The organism is Mycobacterium conspicuum (assembly GCF_010730195.1).
Lineage (GTDB): Bacteria > Actinomycetota > Actinomycetes > Mycobacteriales > Mycobacteriaceae > Mycobacterium > Mycobacterium conspicuum.
Genome location: NZ_AP022613.1, coordinates 1,495,992 through 1,516,514, shown reverse-complemented (window position 1 = coordinate 1,516,514; position 20,523 = coordinate 1,495,992). Strand labels below are relative to the sequence as shown.

The 20,523-nt window shown below is 67.9% G+C and carries 19 protein-coding genes, 2 tRNA genes and 1 pseudogene; 9 read left to right on the top strand and 13 right to left on the bottom strand.

Annotated elements, in window-relative coordinates:
* Positions 1–119: 119 nt before the first annotated feature.
* Together leuD and leuC are read right to left on the bottom strand one after the other, a co-directional pair.
* A complete protein-coding gene (leuD, locus tag G6N66_RS07305; protein ID WP_085232185.1) occupies positions 120–716 on the bottom strand; it encodes a 3-isopropylmalate dehydratase small subunit in 597 nt (198 codons plus the stop codon).
* Between the two features lie 30 nt (positions 717–746).
* On the bottom strand, positions 747–2,150 hold the full coding sequence (leuC, locus tag G6N66_RS07300; RefSeq protein ID WP_085232186.1) for a 3-isopropylmalate dehydratase large subunit: 1,404 nt from the start codon (positions 2,148–2,150) through the stop codon (positions 747–749).
* A gap of 50 nt (positions 2,151–2,200) precedes the next feature.
* Between leuC and G6N66_RS07295 the strand changes: the two genes are divergently transcribed.
* Both G6N66_RS07295 and G6N66_RS07290 read left to right on the top strand, forming a co-directional pair.
* Positions 2,201–2,902, top strand: coding sequence for an IclR family transcriptional regulator (locus tag G6N66_RS07295; protein WP_085232187.1), 702 nt, complete (start codon positions 2,201–2,203; stop codon positions 2,900–2,902).
* A gap of 47 nt (positions 2,903–2,949) precedes the next feature.
* Positions 2,950–3,462: a PPOX class F420-dependent oxidoreductase gene (locus tag G6N66_RS07290; RefSeq protein WP_085232188.1), complete on the top strand. Its 513-nt coding sequence runs from the start codon at positions 2,950–2,952 to the stop codon at positions 3,460–3,462.
* A gap of 5 nt (positions 3,463–3,467) precedes the next feature.
* On the opposite strand, the gene G6N66_RS07285 is transcribed toward G6N66_RS07290, so the two are convergent.
* From G6N66_RS07285 to G6N66_RS07270, 4 genes are all read right to left on the bottom strand, one after another.
* Positions 3,468–3,540: transfer RNA gene (locus G6N66_RS07285), tRNA-Glu, on the bottom strand.
* 48 nt (positions 3,541–3,588) lie between these two features.
* Positions 3,589–3,660 (bottom strand) — tRNA-Gln (locus tag G6N66_RS07280).
* A 104-nt stretch (positions 3,661–3,764) separates the two neighbouring features.
* Entirely contained in the window at positions 3,765–5,225 is a 1,461-nt protein-coding gene (gene gltX, locus G6N66_RS07275; protein ID WP_169721510.1) for a glutamate--tRNA ligase, read from the bottom strand.
* Positions 5,222–6,019 (bottom strand): fumarylacetoacetate hydrolase family protein, encoded by a 798-nt coding sequence (locus tag G6N66_RS07270; protein ID WP_085232190.1) that lies wholly within the window; start codon positions 6,017–6,019, stop codon positions 5,222–5,224. The genes gltX and G6N66_RS07270 overlap by 4 nt, the downstream gene beginning before the upstream one ends.
* A gap of 20 nt (positions 6,020–6,039) precedes the next feature.
* On the opposite strand from G6N66_RS07270, the pseudogene G6N66_RS07265 reads away from it, so the two are divergent.
* Positions 6,040–7,131, top strand: a pseudogene (locus tag G6N66_RS07265) (MFS transporter); the annotation flags it as partial.
* A gap of 133 nt (positions 7,132–7,264) precedes the next feature.
* On the opposite strand, the gene G6N66_RS07260 reads toward G6N66_RS07265, so the two are convergent.
* Positions 7,265–8,278, bottom strand: coding sequence for a 3-isopropylmalate dehydrogenase (locus G6N66_RS07260; RefSeq protein WP_085232191.1), 1,014 nt, complete (start codon positions 8,276–8,278; stop codon positions 7,265–7,267).
* Positions 8,275–9,861, bottom strand: a complete 1,587-nt coding sequence (gene serA / locus G6N66_RS07255) for a phosphoglycerate dehydrogenase (protein WP_085232192.1) — start codon at positions 9,859–9,861, stop codon at positions 8,275–8,277. The genes G6N66_RS07260 and serA overlap by 4 nt, the downstream gene beginning before the upstream one ends.
* A gap of 30 nt (positions 9,862–9,891) precedes the next feature.
* Here serA and G6N66_RS07250 point away from each other — a divergent pair, with 30 nt between their 5' ends.
* The 3 genes from G6N66_RS07250 to G6N66_RS07240 are packed head-to-tail and all read left to right on the top strand — an operon-like array spanning position 9,892 to position 12,460.
* Entirely contained in the window at positions 9,892–11,346 is a 1,455-nt protein-coding gene (locus G6N66_RS07250; protein WP_085232193.1) for a phytoene desaturase family protein, read from the top strand.
* A gap of 5 nt (positions 11,347–11,351) precedes the next feature.
* The gene (wrbA, locus tag G6N66_RS07245) at positions 11,352–11,951 is read left to right on the top strand and encodes an NAD(P)H:quinone oxidoreductase (RefSeq protein ID WP_085232194.1); all 600 of its coding nucleotides are present in this window, start codon (positions 11,352–11,354) and stop codon (positions 11,949–11,951) included.
* Between the two features lie 11 nt (positions 11,952–11,962).
* Complete coding sequence (locus G6N66_RS07240; RefSeq protein ID WP_085232195.1) at positions 11,963–12,460, top strand: DinB family protein; 498 nt, start codon at positions 11,963–11,965, stop codon at positions 12,458–12,460.
* 106 nt (positions 12,461–12,566) lie between these two features.
* On the opposite strand, the gene ilvC is transcribed toward G6N66_RS07240, so the two are convergent.
* The 3 genes from ilvC to G6N66_RS07225 are packed head-to-tail and all read right to left on the bottom strand — an operon-like array spanning position 12,567 to position 15,977.
* Positions 12,567–13,568 (bottom strand): ketol-acid reductoisomerase, encoded by a 1,002-nt coding sequence (ilvC, locus tag G6N66_RS07235; RefSeq protein WP_139825142.1) that lies wholly within the window; start codon positions 13,566–13,568, stop codon positions 12,567–12,569.
* 34 nt (positions 13,569–13,602) lie between these two features.
* Entirely contained in the window at positions 13,603–14,118 is a 516-nt protein-coding gene (ilvN, locus tag G6N66_RS07230) for an acetolactate synthase small subunit (RefSeq protein WP_085232197.1), read from the bottom strand.
* A complete protein-coding gene (locus G6N66_RS07225) occupies positions 14,118–15,977 on the bottom strand; it encodes an acetolactate synthase large subunit (RefSeq protein ID WP_085232198.1) in 1,860 nt (619 codons plus the stop codon). Before G6N66_RS07225 ends, ilvN begins: the two co-directional genes overlap by 1 nt.
* 290 nt (positions 15,978–16,267) lie before the next feature.
* Here G6N66_RS07225 and G6N66_RS07220 point away from each other — a divergent pair, with 290 nt between their 5' ends.
* Complete coding sequence (locus G6N66_RS07220; protein WP_085232418.1) at positions 16,268–16,606, top strand: PH domain-containing protein; 339 nt, start codon at positions 16,268–16,270, stop codon at positions 16,604–16,606.
* Here G6N66_RS07220 and G6N66_RS07215 read toward each other — a convergent pair.
* Positions 16,603–17,454 carry a DoxX family protein gene (locus G6N66_RS07215; protein WP_085232199.1) on the bottom strand — a complete coding sequence of 284 codons (852 nt, stop codon included), beginning with the start codon at positions 17,452–17,454 and terminating at the stop codon, positions 16,603–16,605. The two genes, G6N66_RS07220 and G6N66_RS07215, sit on opposite strands and share 4 nt — an antisense overlap.
* A 252-nt stretch (positions 17,455–17,706) precedes the next feature.
* Here G6N66_RS07215 and G6N66_RS07210 point away from each other — a divergent pair, with 252 nt between their 5' ends.
* Both G6N66_RS07210 and G6N66_RS07205 read left to right on the top strand, forming a co-directional pair.
* A complete protein-coding gene (locus G6N66_RS07210) occupies positions 17,707–18,753 on the top strand; it encodes an alpha/beta fold hydrolase (protein ID WP_372515691.1) in 1,047 nt (348 codons plus the stop codon).
* 30 nt (positions 18,754–18,783) lie between these two features.
* Positions 18,784–19,905 (top strand): PQQ-dependent sugar dehydrogenase, encoded by a 1,122-nt coding sequence (locus tag G6N66_RS07205; RefSeq protein ID WP_085232200.1) that lies wholly within the window; start codon positions 18,784–18,786, stop codon positions 19,903–19,905.
* On the opposite strand, the gene G6N66_RS07200 is transcribed toward G6N66_RS07205, so the two are convergent.
* On the bottom strand, positions 19,902–20,492 hold the full coding sequence (locus tag G6N66_RS07200) for a flavin reductase family protein (RefSeq protein ID WP_085232201.1): 591 nt from the start codon (positions 20,490–20,492) through the stop codon (positions 19,902–19,904). The two genes, G6N66_RS07205 and G6N66_RS07200, sit on opposite strands and share 4 nt — an antisense overlap.
* Positions 20,493–20,523 lie beyond the last annotated feature (31 nt).

The window sequence follows — 20,523 nt, the reverse complement described above, 5'->3', positions numbered from 1 at the left end:
CGTTAGAAATTTTCGCAATCCGATTGCCGCCCTTGGCCGGTGGCTTGTGTCCAGAAGAGCGCCGAAATGGGCTCGTATTTGTTGGCGCCCCAGCGGGATATTCGGTCGCGGTGTGTCCCTTAGGAGACGGGTAAGGTGCGCGGTTTCCAGTCCGGACGAGCCGCCTCAAACCGCTCGATCTCATCGAGTTTCCGCAGCGTAAGGCCTATATCGTCAAGTCCTTCGAGCAACCGCCATGCGGTGTAGTCGTCAATCTTGAACGGCAGCACCGTCGTTCCCGCGGTGACATTTCGATCTTGAAGATTGACAGTGATTTCCAGCCCCGGGGTCTGCTCGATGAGCTTCCAAAGGAGTTCCACGCCGTCTTGGTCGACTTGGGCCGCCAGCAGCCCCGCCTTGCCGGCGTTGCCCCGGAAAATGTCGCCGAAGCGAGACGAGATAACCACCCGGAACCCGTAGTCCATGAGCGCCCAGACCGCGTGCTCGCGCGACGACCCGGTCCCGAAATCGGGCCCGGCGACCAAGACTGAACCCCGATCAAAGGGGCTGAGATTCAGCACGAATGACGGATCCGTCCGCCAACTCGCAAACAGGCCGTCCTCGAAACCGGTTCGGGTGACCCGCTTCAAAAAGGCCGCCGGAATGATCTGGTCGGTATCGACATTGGAGCGTCGCAGCGGCACACCGATACCCGTGTGGGTCTGAAAGGCTTCCACGTTTGTCCCCTATTTCTCTAGTCAGTCAAATCAATTCAAGTCGGCCGGCGCGGACAGCGTGCCGCGAATGGCGGTGGCTGCGGCGACGGCCGGCGACACCAAATGTGTGCGGCCGCCCTTGCCCTGCCGCCCTTCGAAGTTGCGGTTGGACGTCGCGGCGCAGCGTTCCCCGGGGGCAAGCTGATCGGGATTCATGCCCAAGCACATTGAGCAACCCGCTTGCCGCCATTCGGCGCCCGCCGCGGTGAAGATCTCGCCGAGGCCTTCCTCTTCGGCCTGCGCGCGCACCCGCATCGAACCCGGGACGACCAACATGCGCACGCCCTTGGCCACCGTGCGGCCACGCAGGATATCGGCCACCACCCGCAGATCCTCGATGCGGCCGTTGGTGCACGACCCGACGAAAACCGCGTCGACCGCGATATCCCGCATCGGCATCCCGGGGCGAAGGTCCATGTACGCCAACGCTTTCTCGGCGGCTTGGCGCTCGCCGTCGTCGGTCATCAGTTCGGGGTCCGGAACGCATCCGTCCAGCGGCACGCCCTGGCCGGGGTTGGTCCCCCACGTGACGAACGGGCTCAACGACGCCGCGTCGAGATAGACCTCGGTGTCGAAGACGGCACCAGAGTCGGTGCGCAGCTGCCGCCAATAGTCGATCGCCGCATCCCACGCCGCACCGGTCGGCGCATGCGCACGGCCGCGGATAAATTCGAAGGTGGTCTCGTCGGGCGCCACCATTCCGGCACGCGCGCCGGCCTCGATGCTCATGTTGCAGACCGTCATCCGGCCTTCCATGGACAGCGATTCGATGGCGCTGCCGCGATATTCGATGACATGACCCTGCCCGCCGCCGGTGCCGATCTTGGCGATCAACGCCAGGATGATGTCCTTGGCGCTCGCGCCGGGGGGCAACTGACCGTCGACATTCACCGCCATCGTCTTGAACGGGCGCAACGGCAATGTCTGGGTGGCGAGCACATGCTCGACCTCGGAGGTGCCGATTCCCATTGCCAGCGCACCGAACGCGCCGTGGGTAGAAGTGTGACTATCCCCACAAACAATCGTCATTCCCGGTTGGGTGAGGCCCAACTGCGGCCCGACGACATGCACGATGCCCTGTTCGATGTCGCCCATCGGATAGAGCCGGACGCCGAATTCGGCGCAGTTGCGCCGCAAAGTCTCGACCTGCGTACGCGACACCGGATCGGCGATCGGCTTGTCGATGTCGATGGTCGGCACGTTGTGGTCTTCGGTGGCGATCGTCAGGTCGGGGCGATGCACCGGGCGACCGGCCAGGCGCAGGCCGTCGAATGCCTGCGGGCTGGTGACCTCGTGCACCAAATGCAGGTCGATGTAGATCAAATCGGGCCCCGAGCCCTCGCCGGACACCACCACGTGGTCGTCCCAAACTTTCTCGGCCATCGTGCGCGCCATGTTCACCTCGGTTCGCTTGATCTCACTATGCGAGACGCTAGTATCTCCTTATGAGACAGTCTAGCGGCATCGGCGTCCTCGACAAAGCCGTCGGCATCCTGCACACCGCCGCGGAATCCCCCTGCGGGTTGGCCGAACTGTGCGAGCGAACCGGCTTGCCCAGGGCCACCACCTATCGCCTGGCGGCCGCACTCGAGGTGCATCGGCTGCTGGCCCGCGACGACGAAGGCCGGTGGCGGCTGGGCCCCGCGGTGAGCGAATTGGCCGCCCACGTCAACGATCCCCTGCTGGCCGCCGGCGCGGCGGTGCTGCCCGCGTTGCGCGAAACCACCGGCGAGAGCGTGCAACTGTACCGGCGCGAGGGCACCGCACGGGTGTGCGTGGCCGCGCTGGAACCGGCTGCGGGCCTTCGCGATACGGTCCCGGTCGGAGCCCGCTTGCCGATGACGGCGGGTTCGGGCGCCAAGGTGCTGTTGGCCTACGGCGACGCCGCCATCCGGGATGCCGTGCTACCCAACGCGAAATTCACCGACCGCGTGCTGGCCGAGGTGCGCCGCCGCGGCTGGGCGCAGAGCGTGGCCGAGCGCGAGCCGGGGGTCGCCAGCGTGTCGGCGCCGGTGCGCGATGGCCGCGGCGTCGTCGTCGCGGCCATCTCGGTGTCGGGGCCCATCGACCGGATGGGACGGCGTCCGGGCGCGCGCTGGGCCGCCGACTTGCTTTCCGCGGCCGAAGAGCTGACTCGGCGGCTTTGACGCTCCCTGGCCGCAGAGTCGATGCCGTCGGCTGTCAGAATCACGCCATGGGAACCAATCAGCGCGCGAGCATCGTCATGTCCTCCGATGAGATCGCCGATTTCGTCGACAAGAGCCGCACCGGAACCATGGCCACGATTGGACGCGACGGCCAGCCGCACTTGACCGCGATGTGGTACGCCGTCGTCGACGGCGAAATCTGGCTAGAGACCAAAGCCAAGTCGCAGAAGGCCGTCAACCTGACCCGCGATCCGCGGGTGACGTTTTTGATCGAGGACGGTGACACCTACGACACACTGCGCGGGGTGTCCTTCGAGGGTGTCGCGGAGATCGTCGACGATCCCGACGTTGCGCACCGGGTCGGCGTCAGCGTGTGGGAGCGCTACACCGGCCCCTACACCGACGACATGAAGCCGTTCGTCGAGCAGATGATGAACAAGCGCGTCTGCGTGCGCATCGTCGCACGCCGCACTCGCTCGTGGGATCACCGCAAGCTCGGCATGGCGCCGATGCCGGTGGGCGGATCCACCGCGCCGGCCGCGCGAGCGACCGGCCAGTAACGCTGTAGCCCCGATGGGATTCGAACCCACGCTACCGCCGTGAGAGGGCGGCGTCCTAGGCCGCTAGACGACGGGGCCAGAACTGAATTGAGCTGCCAGCATATCTCACGCCGGGTCGCTCACTAGCTGGGGTACCAGGACTCGAACCTAGAATGGCTGAACCAGAATCAGCTGTGTTGCCAATTACACCATACCCCATTGACCGCGTAAAACCGCTGGTCAGAGGCGATTCCGGAGCTATTGCTAGCGCTTAGAGCCACCACTGCCAGCCGTTGCGGGCCGCTAGGCAGACTACCAAAGAATCAGGACGTCCCGTCGCGGGCGGCCCGCAACCGCGCCAGGCTGCGGTCCCGGCCGAGCAGCTCGAGCGATTCAAACAGCGGCGGGCTGATCGTCGTCCCGGTGGCGGCCACCCGGATCGGGCCGAACGCCTTGCGCGGTTTGAGCCCCAGATCGTCGATCAGCGCGGCCTTGAGCGCCTCCTCGATGGTCGCCGTGCTCCAGTCCGTCACGGCGTCCAGGGCGGTGACGGCGGCGGTGAGCACCTCGATGCCGTCCGGCCCCAACTCCTTGGCCACCGCTTTGGGATCGAGGGCGTACTCGTCGTCGTTGAGGAACTTCAGCAGATCCCACGCATCGCCGAGCACCACGATGCGGGTCTGCACCAGGTGCGCGGCGGTCGCGAACTGCGCGTCGCCGAGTTTGACGTCGTGGCCGTGGGTGGCGAAGAAGTCGCGCAGCCGACCGGTGAAGTCGTCCGCGTCGAGCATCCGGATGTGCTCGGCGTTGAGCGCGTCGGCCTTCTTCTGGTCGAACCGCGCCGGGTTGGAGTTGACGTCGACGACGTCGAACGCGGCAACCATCTCGTCCAGGCTGAACAGGTCGTGATCGTCGGCGATCGCCCAGCCAAGCAGCGCAAGGTAATTCAGCAGCCCCTCCGGGATGAACCCACGGTCGCGGTGGGCGAAGAGGTTCGACTGCGGGTCGCGCTTCGACAGCTTCTTGGTGCCCTCCCCCAATACCGTTGGCAGATGCGCGAATTCGGGCACCCGCTCGGCCACCCCGATGCGAATCAGCGCTTGATACAGCGCCAGCTGGCGCGGGGTCGACGGCAGCAGATCCTCCCCGCGCAGCACGTGCGTGATCTTCATCAGCGCGTCGTCACACGGGTTGACCAAGGTGTACAACGGATCTCCGTTGGCGCGGGTCAACGCGAAGTCGGGCACGCTGCCCGCCGCGAACGTCGTCGACCCGCGCACCAGGTCGTTCCACTGCAGGTCCGCGTCGGGCATCCGTAACCGCACCACCGGCTGGCGCCCCTCGGCCAGGTACGCCGCGCGCTGCGCGTCGCTCAGGTCGCGGTCGAAGTTGTCGTAGCCCAATTTCGGATTGCGGCCCGCGGCGACGTGGCGCGCCTCGACCTCCTCCGGCGTCGAAAAGGCATGGTAGGCCTCACCCGCCGCGAGCAGCTTGTCCACCACGTCGCGGTAGATGTCGCCGCGCAACGACTGGCGGTAGGGCGCGTACGGTCCGCCGACCTCGGGCCCCTCGTCCCAGTCCAGGCCGAGCCAGCGCAGCGCGTCGAGCAGGGCCAGATAGCTTTCCTCGCTGTCGCGTTGGGCATCGGTGTCCTCGATGCGGAAGACAAACGTGCCGCCGGTGTGGCGGGCGTAGGCCCAGTTGAACAACGCGGTGCGGACCATCCCGACGTGCGGAGTGCCGGTGGGCGACGGGCAGAACCGGACCCGCACGCTCGCTGTCACGACTTTCCTTTGCGGACTACGGGATTGGTGAGGGTACCGATGCCCTCGATGGTGACCGAGACGGTGTCGCCGTCCTCGATCGGACCGACCCCGGCCGGTGTGCCGGTGAGGATGAGGTCTCCCGGCAGCAGCGTCATGACCGCCGAAATCCATTCCACGATGGCAGCGACGTCGTGGATCATCAGCGAGGTGCGGCTGTTTTGCTTGACCACACCGTTGACCTCGGTGCGCAATTCGAGGTCGGCGGGATCGACATCGGTGACGATCCACGGACCGACCGGGCAGAACGTGTCGTGCCCCTTGGCTCGGGTCCATTGGCCGTCGGCCTGCTGTTGATCGCGCGCCGACACATCGTTGCCGACGGTGTAGCCAAGGATGCTGTCCGCGGCGTCGGCCGCCGAGACGTCTTTGCACGGCCGCCCGATGACCACGGCCAGCTCGCCCTCGAAGTGCACGGGCGATGCGTTGGCGGGCAAGCGAATCGGCACATTCGGTCCGACGATCGCGGTATTGGGCTTGAGGAAGATCACCGGATCAGCCGGCGTCGGGCCGGTTTTGCCGCCCATCTCGGCGATGTGGTCGGCGTAGTTCTTGCCGACGCAGACCACCTTGCTGGCCAGTATCGGCGCCAGCAGCCGCACATCGGCCAGCGGCCATGACCGTCCGGTGAAGGTGGGCGTGCCGAATGGGTGCTCGGCGATTTCCCGGACGGTCATGCCGCTGGGATCGTCGATCTCGCCGTCGATGCTGACGAAGGCGACGCCGTCCGGGCTGGCGATTCGACCAAGGCGCATTTGCTTGAGCCTACTAAGTGATGCGCGTGCGGCGCCTTCCAGGCCCGGTCGACGCGTGCCACCATGAGCTGATGGCGAAGGGTTCCCGCTGGGCGATCGTGGTGCTTTCGCTGATCGTGACGGCCACGTCCTTCCTTTTCATCAACGGCGTCGCGTTCCTGATCCCCGCGCTGGAAGCCTCGCGCGGCACTCCGCTCGCCGAGGCCAGTCTGCTGTCGTCGATGCCGAGTTGGGGCATGGTGGTCACGCTGGTCGGTTGGGGTTATGTGCTGGACCGGGTCGGCGAGCGCACGGTGATGACGGTGGGCTCGGCGCTCACCGCGGTGGCGGCCTACGCGGCGGCGTCGGCGCACTCGATGGTGTGGGTCGGCGTGTATCTGTTTCTCGGCGGCATGGCGGCGGCCAGTTGCAACGGTGCCGGCGGTCGGCTGGTGTCCGGCTGGTTCCCGCCGGATCAGCGCGGCCTGGCGATGGGCGTCCGCCAGACCGCGCAACCGCTGGGAATCGCCTTGGGCGCCTTGGTAATGCCCGAGCTCGCCGAACACGGCATCCGCGCGGGGCTGCTGTTTCCCGCGGTGGCGTGCGCGGCGGCGGCCCTGCTGAGCATCGTCGGCGTTGCCGACCCACCCCGCAAATCCCGCGAAGCCGCCACCCATCGGGAACTGGCCAGCCCGTATCGCGGTTCGGCGATGCTCTGGCGAATCCACGCGGTGTCGTCGCTGCTGATGATGCCGCAGACGGTGACGGTGACGTTCATGCTGGTCTGGCTGATCCGAAACGACGGCTGGTCGATCCCGGCCGCCGGCGCGGTGATGACGGTGTCGCAGTTGCTCGGCGCGCTGGGCCGCATCCTGGTCGGCCGGTGGTCGGATCGGATCGGCTCCCGCATGCAACCCGTCGCATTCATCGCCGCGGCCGCCGCGTTGACGCTGTTCCTGCTGGCCTACGCCGATCACCGCGGGTGGCGGGCCGAGGTCGCGCTGATGATCGCCGTCTCGGTGATCGCGGTGCTCGACAACGGCTTGGAGGCGACCGCGATCACCGAATTCGCCGGCCCCTACTGGAGCGGTCGCGCGCTGGGCATCCAGAACACCACCCAACGTTTGATGGCGGCCGCCGGTCCCCCGCTGTTCGGCGCGCTGATCAGTGCCGCCAAATATCCGCCCGCATGGGCGCTGTGCGGCCTGTTCCCACTCGCGGCGGTGCCGCTGGTGCCGGTGCGGCTGCTACCGCCCGGCCTGGAGATTAGAGCGCGGCGGCAATCCGTTCGCCGACATCGCTGGTGGAAAGCCGTCCGCTCGGCCGTGTCGCCAGATGGCTCTCGACGGCACGATCCACCCGCGCCGCCGCGTCATCCTCGCCGAGGTGGGCGAGCAGCAGCGCCACCGACATGATCGCGGCGGTCGGATCCGCGATGCCCTGTCCGGCGATGTCGGGCGCGCTGCCGTGAACCGGCTCGAACATCGAGGGATTGGTGCGGGTGGCGTCGATGTTGCCGCTGGCGGCCAGGCCGATTCCGCCGCACACCGCGGCGGCCAGGTCGGTGATGATGTCGCCGAACAGGTTGTCGGTGACGATCACGTCGAAGCGGCCGGGGTCGGTGACCAGATAGATGGTGGCGGCGTCGACGTGGGAGTAGGCCACCTCCACGTCGGGGTACTTTTCGCCGACTTCGGCCACGATCCTCGACCACAGCGACCCGGCGAACGTCAGCACGTTGTTCTTGTGCACCAGCGTCAGGTGCTTGCGGCGCCGCTGCGCGCGCTCGAACGCGTCGGCGACCACCCGACGCACCCCGAACGCGGTATTGAGGCTGACCTCGGTGGCGACTTCGTGCGGGGTCCCGACGCGAATCGCGCCGCCGTTGCCGGTGTAGGGGCCTTCGGTGCCCTCGCGGACCACCACGAAATCGATTGGCGGGTTACCCGCTAGCGGGCTGTCCACGCCCGGGTACAGCCGCGACGGCCGCAGGTTGATGTGGTGATCGAGCTCAAAACGCAAGCGCAGCAACAGACCTCGCTCCAGCACGCCGCTGGGCACCGACGGATCACCGATCGCGCCCAGCAGGATGGCGTCGTGCTGGCGGAGTTCGGGCACCACCGAGTCCGGCAGCACCTCGCCGGTGGCGTGAAAACGGCGGGCCCCCAGGTCGTAGCTGGTCTTCTCCACACCCGGCAGCACGATGTCGAGGACCTTGAGGGCCTCGCCGATGACCTCGGGCCCGATGCCGTCGCCCGCGATGACTGCGAGTTTTGTCACGACAGGTCAACCACTTCCAGCTTGTTGGCGCCCACCGCGTCGCTGATCGCCGAGCGCACATCGGCGGGCACGTCCTGGTCGAGCCGCAGCAGGATCGTCGCGCTCGGGCCCTCGGCGTCCTCGGACAGCTGCGCGGCCTGAATGTTCACCCCGGCCGAGCCCAGCAGGGTGCCGATCTTGCCCAGCGCCCCCGGCTGGTCGGCGTAGTTGATCACCAGATTGGTGCCCTGGGCGCGCAGGTCGAAGTTGCGGCCGTTGATCTGCACGATCTTTTCCACCAGTTGCGGTCCCGACAGCGTGCCGGCGACATTGACCACCGATCCGTCGGCGGCGACGGCGCGCACGTCGACGACGCTGCGGTGGTTGGGGCTTTCCGACGCGGTGCTGATCTCGGCGGTGACACCGCGTTCGGCCGCCAGCGCGGGCGCGTTGACGAACGTCACCTGGTCCTCGATGACGGCGGAGAACAACCCGCGCAGCGCCGAAAGCTTCAGCACCTCAACATCTTCGGCGGCCAGCTCGCCGCGCACCTGCACGGCCAGCGACGCGGGCAGCCCGTCGGACAGCGCGGCGGCCAGCACACCAAGCTTGCGCGCCAGGTCCAGCCACGGCGCGACCTCCTCGTTGACCACGCCGCCGCCGACGTTGACCGCGTCGGGAACGAACTCGCCCGCCAGCGCCAGCCGCACGCTCTCGGCGACGTCGGTGCCGGCCCGATCCTGGGCCTCCTCGGTGGAGGCGCCCAGGTGCGGGGTCACCACCACCTGCGGCAGCTCGAAAAGCGGGCTGTCGGTGCACGGTTCCTTCGAGTACACATCCAGGCCGGCGGCGCGGACATGCCCGCTCGAGATCGCCTCGGCCAACGCCTCCTCGTCCACCAGGCCGCCGCGGGCCGCGTTGACGATGATGACGCCCGGCTTGGTCTTGGCCAGCGCCTCCTTGCCGATCAGCCCCGCCGTCTCCTTCGTCTTGGGCAGGTGGACCGAGATGAAGTCGGCGCGCGCCAACAGTTCGTCGAGGGAAAGCAATTCGATGCCGAGCTGGGCGGCCCGGGCCGGCGACACGTAGGGGTCGTAGGCGACGACGTGGGTTTCGAACGCCGCGATCCGCTGCGCGACCAGTTGCCCGATCCTGCCCAGCCCCACCACACCGACGGTCTTGCCGAAGATCTCGGCGCCCGAGAACGACGACCGCTTCCAGGTGTGCTCGCGCAACGTGGCGTCGGCGGCCGGGATCTGGCGGGCCGCCGACAGCAACAGCGCCAGGGCGTGCTCGGCGGCGCTGTGAATGTTCGACGTCGGCGCGTTGACCACCAGCACGCCGCGCGCGGTGGCGGCGTCCACATCGACGTTGTCCAGGCCGACGCCGGCGCGCGCGACAATCTTGAGCTTGGGAGCCGCCGCCAGCACCTCGGCGTCGACGGTCGTGGCCGACCGCACCAGCAGGGCGTCGGCCTCGGGCACCGCGGCCAGCAGCTTCTCCCTGTCGGGACCGTCCACCCAGCGCACCTCGACCTGGTCTCCCAGGGCGGCGACGGTCGATTGGGCGAGTTTGTCGGCGATTAAGACCACAGGCAGGTTCACGCGGCCAGCCTAGTCAGCTGTAATCAGGTGATGGACGTCACCTTCGACGTAACAATTGTTGGTAGCGGGCCCAACGGGCTGGCACTCGCCGTCATCTGTGCGCGCGCCGGGCTGAAGGTGCAGGTCGTCGAGGCCCAGCCGACGCTGGGCGGCGGCGCGCGCACCGCGGCCGACCCAGACTTTCCCGGAGTTTTACACGACGTTTGTTCGGCGGTTCACCCGCTGGCGCTGGCGTCGCCGTTTTTCGCCGAGTTCGACCTGCCCGCGCGCGGCGTGCAGCTGGCGGTGCCCGAGATCGCCTATGCCAATCCCCTGCCCGGCCGGCCCGCCGCGGTTGCCTACCGCGACCTGACGCGCACCTGCGACGAGTTGTCCAACGGCGCGTCCTGGCGGCGCCTGCTGGGTCCGATGGTCGCCGATTGGGGTGGGATGATCTCGGTGATTCTTGGCGACAAGCGTTCGCTGCCCGATTCGTTGCCGACGGCACTGCGATTGGGCGTTCGGATGCTGGGTCAGGGCACGCCGGCGTGGGGTTTGCTCAACGGTGACGATGCCCGCGCCCTGTTCACCGGCGTTGCGGCGCATGTGCTTTCGCGGATGCCGTCCCTGACGGCGGCGGGCGCCGGGCTGATGCTGGCCACGCTCGGCCATGCGGTGGGCTGGCCGATACCGGTCGGTGGCAGCCGGGTGATCACCGATGCCCTGATCGCCGATCTGCGCGCGCACGGCGGCGAGTTGACGACCGACGCCGAAGTCACTTCTCCGCCAACGGGTGTGGTCGCTTACGACACGGCGCCGACCGCGCTGCTGCCCATATATGGTGACGCGCTTCCTCCTCGGTACGCTAAAGCGTTGCGCCGCTATCGATTTGGGCCGGGTGTGGCCAAGGTGGACTTCGTGCTCAGCGACGACATTCCATGGTCGGACCCGCGGCTGGGACAGGCGCCGACCCTGCACCTCGGCGGCACCCGCGCGCAGATGGCACGAGCCGAGGCCGACATCGCGGCCGGGCGGCATGCGCAGTGGCCGATGGTGCTGGCCGCCTCACCGCACGTCGCCGATCCCGGCCGCATCGACGGCCGGGGCCGCCGCCCGTTCTGGACCTACGCCCACGTGCCGGCGGGCTCCACCCTGGATGCGACCGAGGCCGTGACGGGAATCATGGAGCGGTTCGCGCCCGGCTTCCGCGACATCGTGCTGGCGGCGCGCGCGGTGCCCGCCGCCCGGATGGCCGACCACAACGCCAACTACGTCGGCGGCGACATCGGGGTGGGCGGAAATTCCGCCTGGCGCGCGCTCGCCGGCCCTGCGGGACCGTTGCCACGGCTGGACCCTTGGCGCACACCGATTCCCAGGGTGTACCTGTGCTCGGCGGCCACGCCGCCCGGCGGCGGCGTACACGGCATGGCCGGTTACTACGCCGCCCGCACGCTGCTGAGGCGGGAATTCGGGATCACCGCCATGCCAAGGCTCGGCCTAAGCTGACTGCCGTGACGAAACTCGCGATCATCTATTACTCGGCCACCGGCCACGGCACCACGATGGCCCGGCGCGTCGCCGCGGCCGCCGAGGCGGCGGGCGCCGAGGTCCGAGTGCGACACGTCGCCGAAACCCAAGACCCGGCCTCGTTCGCGCACAACCCCGCCTGGACCGCGAATTACGAAGCGACCAAAGACCTTCCGGCCGCCACCGGGGACGACATCGTCTGGGCGGACGCAGTGATCTTCGGCTCGCCGACCCGATTCGGCTCGCCCGCAGCACAATTGCGCACCTTCATCGATTCGCTGGGCAAACTGTGGGCCGACGGCAAGCTGGCGGACAAGGTGTACGCGGGCTACACCTCGTCCAACACAGCGCACGGCGGCCAGGAAACCACCCTGCTCTCGCTCTACATCACGCTGATCCATTGGGGCGGCATCATCGTGGCGCCGGGGTATACCGATCCGTGCAAGTTCGTCGACGGCAACCCGTACGGGGTGAGCCTGGTGTCGACGCACGACAACATCGACGACTTCGACGAGCCCACGCAGCATGCCCTCGACCATCTGGCCCGCCGGGTGGTGTCGGTCGCCGGACGGCTGGCGTCGTAAAGGCGTGTCCTGTGACCGATCGATGCGCCGAGTGCGAATTCGTCTACGACCTAGGTCAGTTCGGGACCGTCGCGGACGATATCGCGGTGCGCGTCGCCGAGGTCGTGGCGATCTTGCGTGCCGGAGACGTTGACCTGCGCTCCCGGCGCCGCCCGGACGCGTGGTCACCGCTCGAGTACGGCTGTCACCTGCGGGACATGCTGCTGGTGCAGCGCGAAAGGGTGCTCGCGGCCCGCCGGGTGGATCGGCCGGACTGTCCACCGTCGGGACGCGACGAGCGGGTCATCCACGACGGGTATGCCGAGCAGGAGCCCGCGGATGTGGCGCGCCAGCTCGGTGATGCGGCACGGCTCTTCAGCAATGTGCTCACCCGGCTGGGCCCCGACGACTTGGATCGCACGCTGATCTACCACTACCCGCAGACCTGCGAACGGTCGTTGCGGTGGGTCGCGCTGCACACATTGCACGAGGCGCAGCACCACCTGCTCGACATTCGCCGCCAGATCTAGGCGCACCGCCGCCGACGCGACACTTAAACCACGCACACGACACGCCGAAAAGCGTGTGCGTAGTTTAAGTTTCGAGAACCCGACCGGCGCTCGGCTCGTCGAGAAGCTACGCCGTCTCGGTGATGGGGCGGTCGACCCAGCTCATCAGGTCGCGCAGCTTCTTGCCCACGACCTCGATCGGGTGCTCGGCGTTTTCCTTGCGCAATCCCTCGAGCTGCTTGTTGCCGCCGTCGACGTTGGCGACCAGCTTCTTGACGAAGGTGCCGTCCTGGATCTCGCGCAGGATGCCGCGCATCCGCTCCTTAGTGTCGGCGTCGATGACCCGCGGCCCGGACAGGTACCCGCCGAACTCCGCGGTGTCGGACACCGAGTAGTTCATCCGCGCGATGCCGCCCTCGTACATCAAATCGACGATCAGCTTCAGCTCGTGCAGCACCTCGAAGTACGCCATCTCCGGCGGATACCCGGCCTCGACCATCACGTCGAAACCGGCCTTCACCAATTCCCCTGTGCCACCGCACAACACGGCCTGCTCACCGAACAGGTCGGTTTCGGTCTCGTCCTTGAAGGTGGTCTTGATGACGCCGGCCCGGGTGCCGCCGATGCCCTTGGCGTAGGACAGCGCGAGCGCCTCGCCGCTACCGGTCGGGTCCTGGTCGACGGCGATCAGGCACGGCACGCCCTTGCCGTCGACGAACTGCCGGCGCACCAGGTGCCCGGGGCCCTTGGGTGCCACCATCGCGACGGTGACATCGGCGGGCGGCTTGATCAAGTCGAAGTGAATGTTGAGCCCGTGACCGAAAAACAAAGCGTCGCCGGCCTTCAGGTTGGGCTCGATGTCGTTCTTGAAGATGTCGGCCTGCGCGGTGTCGGGCGCGAGCAGCATGATCACGTCGGCCCACTTGGCGACCTCGGCGGGGGTGTCGACATCCAGGCCCTGCTCTTCGACCTTGGCCCGGGACTTGGAACCCTCCTTGAGCCCGACGCGCACCTGCACGCCGGAGTCACGCAGGCTCAGCGAGTGCGCGTGGCCCTGGCTGCCGTAGCCGATCACGCCGACCTTGCGGCCCTGAATGATCGACAGGTCCGCGTCGTCGTCGTAGAACATCTCTAATGCCACGTGAATATCTCCTTCTTCCTGGCTATTTCGCGGCGCCGATACCGCGCGGACCGCGGGACAACGACACCATTCCTGATTGGGCGATTTCTCGGATACCGAACGGCTCCAGCAGCCGCAGCAGCGCTTCGATCTTGCCGCGGTTGCCGGTGGCCTCCACGGTCAGCGATTCCGGGGATACGTCAATGATGTTGGCGCGGAACAGGTTCGCCGCCTCGACCACCTGGCTGCGGGTACCGGCGTCGGCCCGTACCTTGATCAGCGCCAACTCACGCGACACCGAGTTGTCGTCTTCCTGCTCGATGATCTTGATCACGTTGATCAACTTGTTGAGCTGCTTGGTGATCTGTTCGAGCGGGGTTTCCTCGGCGGAGACCACGATGGTCATCCGCGACATGTTCTTGTCCTCGGTGGCACCGACGGCCAGCGACTCGATGTTGAAACCGCGCCGACTGAACAACGCCGCCACCCGCGCGAGCACGCCGGGTTTGTCCTCGACCAGCACCGACAACGTGTGCGTCTTCGGCGCCCCGATGCTCATCAGGCGTGCCCTTCGGTTTCGTCGTCGAACAGCGGGCGGATGCCGCGCGCGGCCTGGATCTCGTCATTGCTGGTGCCGGCGGCCACCATCGGCCACACCTGTGCGTCGGCGCCGACGATGAAGTCGATCACCACCGGGCGGTCGTTGATCGCCCGGGCCTGGTTAATGACGTCGACGACGTCTTCCTCACGCTCGCAACGCAATCCGACGCAGCCCAGCGCCTCGGCCAGCTTGACGAAGTCGGGGATGCGGTGCGAGTGCGTGGCCAGGTCGGTCTGCGAGTACCGCTCGTCGTAGAACAGGGTCTGCCACTGCCGCACCATGCCCAGGTTGCCGTTGTTGATCAGCGCCACCTTGATCGGGATGCCCTCAACCGCGCAGGTGGCCAACTCCTGGTTGGTCATCTGGAAGCAGCCGTCGCCGTCGATCGCCCAGACCTCGGCGTCGGGGCGGGCCATCTTGGCGCCCATGGCCGCCGGGATGGCGAAGCCCATGGTGCCCAGGCCGCCGGAATTCAGCCAGGTGCGCGGCTTTTCGTAGGAGATGAACTGCGCCGCCCACATCTGGTGCTGGCCCACGCCGGCGACGTACACCGCGTCCGGTCCGGCGATCTGGCCCAGCTTCTCGATCACGTATTCCGGGCCCAGGCTGCCGTCGCTCTGCGGCCCGTAGCTCAACGGGTAGGTGGACTGCACGTCGTCCAAATACGCCCACCAGTCGGTCATTTCGATGTTGCCCGGGATGTCGTAGTGCCGCAGCATCGCGATCAGGTCGGCGATGACGGCCTTGACGTCGCCGACGATCGGCACGTCGGCATGCCGGTTCTTGCCGATCTCGGCCGGGTCGATGTCGGCGTGAATGACCTTGGCCTCCGGCGCGAACGAGTCGAGCTTTCCGGTCACCCGGTCGTCGAAGCGGGTGCCCAGCGCGATCAGCAGGTCGCTCTTCTGCAGCGCCGCCACCGCCCCGACCGAGCCGTGCATGCCCGGCATGCCCATGTGCTGGCGATGACTGTCCGGGAACGCCCCGCGCGCCATCAGCGTGGTGACCACCGGGATCCCGGTCAGTTCGGCCAATTCGGCCAGTTCCTCGGTCGCCTCGCCCCGAATCACGCCGCCGCCCACGTACAGCACCGGTTTGCGCGCGGCCGCGATCAGCTTGGCGGCGTCGCGGATCTGCCTGCTGTGCGGTTTGGTGTTCGGCTTGTAGCCGGGCAACTCCATGCGCGGCGGCCAGCTGAACGTGCACTGGCCCTGCAGCACGTCCTTGGGGATGTCGACGAGCACCGCGCCGGGGCGCCCGGAGGCCGCGATGTGGAAGGCCTCGGCCATCACCCGCGGAATGTCGTCGCCGGAGCGAACCAGGAAGTTGTGCTTGGTGATCGGCATCGTGATGCCGGAGATGTCGGCCTCCTGGAAGGCGTCGGTCCCGATCAGCCCACGCCCGACCTGCCCGGTGACGGCGACCACCGGGATCGAGTCCATCTGCGCATCGGCCAGCGGCGTCACCAGATTGGTGGCGCCGGGACCCGAGGTCGCCATGCACACCCCGACCTTGCCGGTCGCGTGCGCATAGCCGCTGGCCGCGTGACCGGCGCCCTGCTCGTGGCGGACCAGCACGTGGCGCAGCTTCTTCGAATCGAACAGCGGGTCATAGACCGGCAGTACGGCGCCGCCGGGAATGCCGAAGATGACCTCGACGTCGAGTTCCTCCAGCGACCGGATCACCGACTGCGCGCCGGTCATTTGTACCGGGGCGACCCGTTTCGGGTGGGCCGCAGCGGCTTTTGCGGCGGGTTTCACGGTGTCCGGCGCGCCGTTGGCCGCGTGCTGCGGCTGTGGCTTGGTAGGTGCGCTCACGGTGACCTCTTATGTCCTCTTTGGTTGCGGGCGGGGGCATGAAAAAACCCCCGTCAGCTCCTGCTGTACGAGGGTTGCGCGTTGGTGCTGGATCGCTTCAAATGCCGAAGAACTAGTCAGACACCAACGCGCCGACTAAGTACTACGAGCATTCCGGGCTGACCCATAGCGTCCGACGGTAGCCTTCGCACAGCTCAGCAGTCAAATCCGGCCGCCGTCAGGGCGCGCCGCCCGACGGGTGAAATGATGCTCGGGTGGCCGACTCTCCCGTGGTGATCAAGGTTTCGCCGATGGCGCACTTCGCGGTCGGATTCGTGACCCTCGGCCTGCTGATACCGGTGCTGGCGTGGCCGCCGTGCGCGCCGGTGCTGGTCATCCCGGTGCTGTTGTCGGCAATGATCGCCCGGCTGCGCACCGTCGCCGACGACCAGGGCGTGACGGTGCGGACGCTGCTGGGCAGCCAGTCGGCGCGCTGGGAGGACATCGACGGGTTGCGGTTCAACCGGGGTTCGTGGGCACGCGCGCGGCTGAAAAGCGGCGCGGAGCTGCGGCTGCCCGCGGTAACCTTCGCGACCCTGCCGCAGTTGACCGAGGCCAGCTCGGGACGGGTGCCCAACCCGTACGGCTAGGCGATCGGATTCACCCCGTTGAGCAGCACCCACACCCCGATCCCGGCGGCGATGCCGCAGACCAGCGCGACGAATGAGCCGATGAACGGCCGATAGGCCCAGCCCCGCCCACCGTCCAGGGCGTAGCGGCCGGGACCGGCCAGGATGACCGCGACGGCGATGACGATCAGGGTGATCTGGTACTCGTGCCCGTCGGGCAGGAAGTACGTCAGGTTGTGCGCGTGCGGCTTGGCCGAGATGGTGACCAGCAGGCCGTTGATCAGGAACGCGAGCGCGCCCGCGGCGGCCACCGGCGTGAACAATCCCAGCACCAGCAGGGCGCCCGAGACGATCTCGCCGCCGGCGCTGACGTATGCGAGGATGTCGGCGTGGTGGTAGCCGACGTCGGACAGTGAGTTTCTGAACCCGGTCAGCCCCGAGCCGCCCCACCAGCCGAACAGCTTCTGCAGGCCGTGCGCGCCCAGCACCACGCCGAGCCCGACACGCAGGACCAGCAGTCCCAGGTGCTGTGTGCCGCGCCGGCCCACATCGCGCAGGTCGTCGTCGCGCTTGTCGACCCTGTCGTCCTGGGCGGGCTCGGTCGCCGAAATCGGTGCCGCCCGGGGCGCCGATTGCGGCTGGACGTAGGGCAACGGCTCCTGCTGGTCGAGCAGGCCATATCCCGGACTGCCGGGCTGGTTCGGGTCCTGGTAGGGGATCACACCGGTGGTTCCGAATTCACCTGGATACCCGACCGGCGTGAGGTCATCTTCGGGGTCGACCAGGCGGGCCGCGGCGGGGCGCCCCGGGGCTGGCTCCGGCGATTGACCCGGCGGCCGCCAGGGTGCGTCATGCGATTGACTGGTCACGGGTGCCAGGGTAAGGGCAAATCGCCTGGAATCGGGGATTTGAGCAGCGGTTTCGCGGGGCAATCGGCGCGCAACCCCCCAAACCGGCCCAGATCGGCCTCCGCGGGCCCAAAAGCCGTGGTGTGCGCGGCGCGGGCGCGGGTAGTCAGCCCGACAGTGACCGTGACAGCACAGCGCCGGGTCCGGCTGACCCATCACATCGTCGAACTCGACGACGGGCGGCACATCGGGCTCTCCGTCGGCGGGCGGGGAATCCCGCTGGTCTTCATGCATGGCCTGCTGTTGAGCCGCCGCGCGTACCTGCGCATGCTCAGCCGCATCGCTGGTCAGGGATTTCTGGTCGTCGCCGTCGATGCGGCCGGTCACGGGGACACCTGGCGGCTGCCCAGCGATGCGTGCAGCTTCACCGATCGCGCGGACGCGGTGTTGCGCACCCTGGACGCGCTCGGCGTGGGGCAGGCCCTGTTCGCCGGCCATTCGATGGGTGGACGCATGACCATCCAGCTGGCCGCTCGGGCGCCCGAGCGGGTGCTGGCCGCCGTCCTGTTCGACGCGGCGGCCGGGCAGCGGTTCGACAAAGCCATCCCGAAACTGGTGAAGTCCCCGCGCAAGGCGCTGGGAGCGGTCTACGTCGCGTTCCGCGACACGCTGGGCGACCCCTTCCAGGTCGAACACGGCGAACGGCTCGGCTATTTGCGCTTGCTGGCGTCGGTGGCCACACCCAACCTGGGCAATCCGCTCGGGGCATACCGCACGATCCGGGCCATCCTCGAGTCCGGTGACTACACCCCGATGCTGCGCGCGATGCGCGACGAGGTGATGCCCACCATGGTGGTGCACGCCGAAAAGGACATGATCGTCCCGTTCCGCTGCGCACGCGAAATCGCCGAGGACTGCGACGGCAGCCTCTACAAGGTTCCCGGCGCGTACCACTCGTGGATGATCGCCCGGCCCCGTCAGGGTGCCGACGCGTTCCGGCAACTGCTCGACGGTGAACTCGGGGAGGTGATCCGCGACGCCGCCGACGCGTACGGCATCGCCGACGTCGACGACCACGCGGCGTGGGAGCGTGAGCTGCTCGACCCCGATGGCCTGCTGCTTGAGTTCGTCCGCGACGACGGCAGCACCGAAATCGGGGCGGAGGAACCCGACCACGTCGAACTCGAACCGGTGCGCCACACCCAGCGCACCCACGAGCGGATGTCGTGGATGCGGCGAGCATACCGGCGGTGGGCCGCCAGGCACATGCAGCAGGAACGGTCGGCGATCCGCCGCAACACCCGAATCCGACCGCAATAGACGACCGCGGATTCCCGTAGCCTGTCGATCATGCGGATACGCCGGTCGGTTCGGTGCGGGCTCGCCGCGCTGTCCGTGGCGGTGCTGGTCGCCAGCGGCTGCGCGCGGTTCAACGACGCGCAATCGCAGCCCTTCACCACCAACCCGGAGCTTCGGCCCCAGCCCAGTTCGACGCCTCCCCCGCCGCCGCCGCTGCCCCCGACGCCGTTCCCCAAGGCGTGCCCCGCGCCGGGGGTGATGCAGGGCTGCCTGGAGAGCACCAGCGGGCTGATCATGGGGGCCGACAGCAAGACCGCGCTGGTGGCCGAACGCACCACCGGCGCCGTCAAGGAAATCTCGGTCAGCGCCGAACCGAAGGTGAAGACGGTCATCCCCGTCGACCCCTCCGGGGACGGGGGCCTGATGGACATCGTGCTGTCGCCGACCTACACCCAGGACCGGCTGATGTACGCCTACATCAGCACGCCCACCGACAACCGGGTAATCCGGGTCGCCGACGGCGATGTCCCGAAGGACATCCTGACCGGAATCCCCAAGGGCGCCACCGGCAACACCGGCGCGTTGATCTTCACCAGCCCGACCACGCTGGTGGTGCTGACCGGTGACGCGGGCAACCCGGCGATGGCCGCCGACCCGAAATCGTTGGCCGGCAAGGTGTTACGCATCGAGCAGCCGACGACCGTGGGTCAGACACCGCCGACGACGGCGCTGTCCGGCATCGGCTCCGGCGGCGGGCTGTGCACCGACCCCATCGACGGCTCGCTGTACGTCGCCGACCGCACGCCCACCGGGGACCGCCTGCAACGCATCACCAAGAAGTCCGAGGTCTCCACCGTGTGGTCGTGGCCGGACAAGCCGGGCGTGGCCGGGTGTGCGGCCATGGATTCGACGGTGCTGATCAACCTGATCAACCCCAAGCTGACGGTGGCGGTGCGGCTGTCCGCGTCGACGGGAGCGGTCACCGGCGACCCCGATGTGGTCCGTAAGGACACGCACGCGCACGCGTGGGCGCTGCGGATGTCGCCCGACGGCAACGTCTGGGGCGCGACCGTCAACAAAACCGCCGGGGACGCGGAGAAGCTCGACGACGTGGTGTTCCCGCTGTTCCCGCAGGGCGGCGGCTTCCCGCGGAACAACGACGATAAGACCTAAGTCCCGTCCAGGGTGAACCGCAGGCCGTAGCGGCGGGGCACGTCGACGCGGGGCTGGCCGCGAAAGAACGTCGGATCGGGCGTGCCGCCGTCGTCGTCGTCATCGATGTCGACCAGGCCGTCTACATCGGAGAGGTACAGCGGATCATCCTCGTCGGCGGACTCCGGCACCCAGGTGGCGACGGGTTCCAACAGGTAGGCCACGTGATCGCCGACGTCGAACCGGCTCACGATCCGGCCGACGAACCAGGCGATCGCGTCGTCGAGCATCGGCATGCCCTGCGGGCCGGCGCGCCACGAGCAGCGATCGAACTTGTTGAGCTGATGGCCGGTTTGGCCGCCGAACAGGTCGGCCAGCGCGCGGTGGCGGCGCGACAGCACGTGCACCGCCAGGTGTTGGGACAGGCTGGCCACCCCGGTGGTGTGACTGCCCTTGGCCAGACCGACCAAAAACCGTGGTGGCGTCACCCCGGTTTGGGTGGCGAAGCCCACCAGGCAGCCCGCGGGTTGGCCGGCGGCCTGGGTTGTCACCACGAACGCCGGAAGATCCAGCATCGTCATGAATTCTTCGAAGGTTTCGTCGGCCATCCCACCATCATGGCCGCAGACCGGGTGTTTC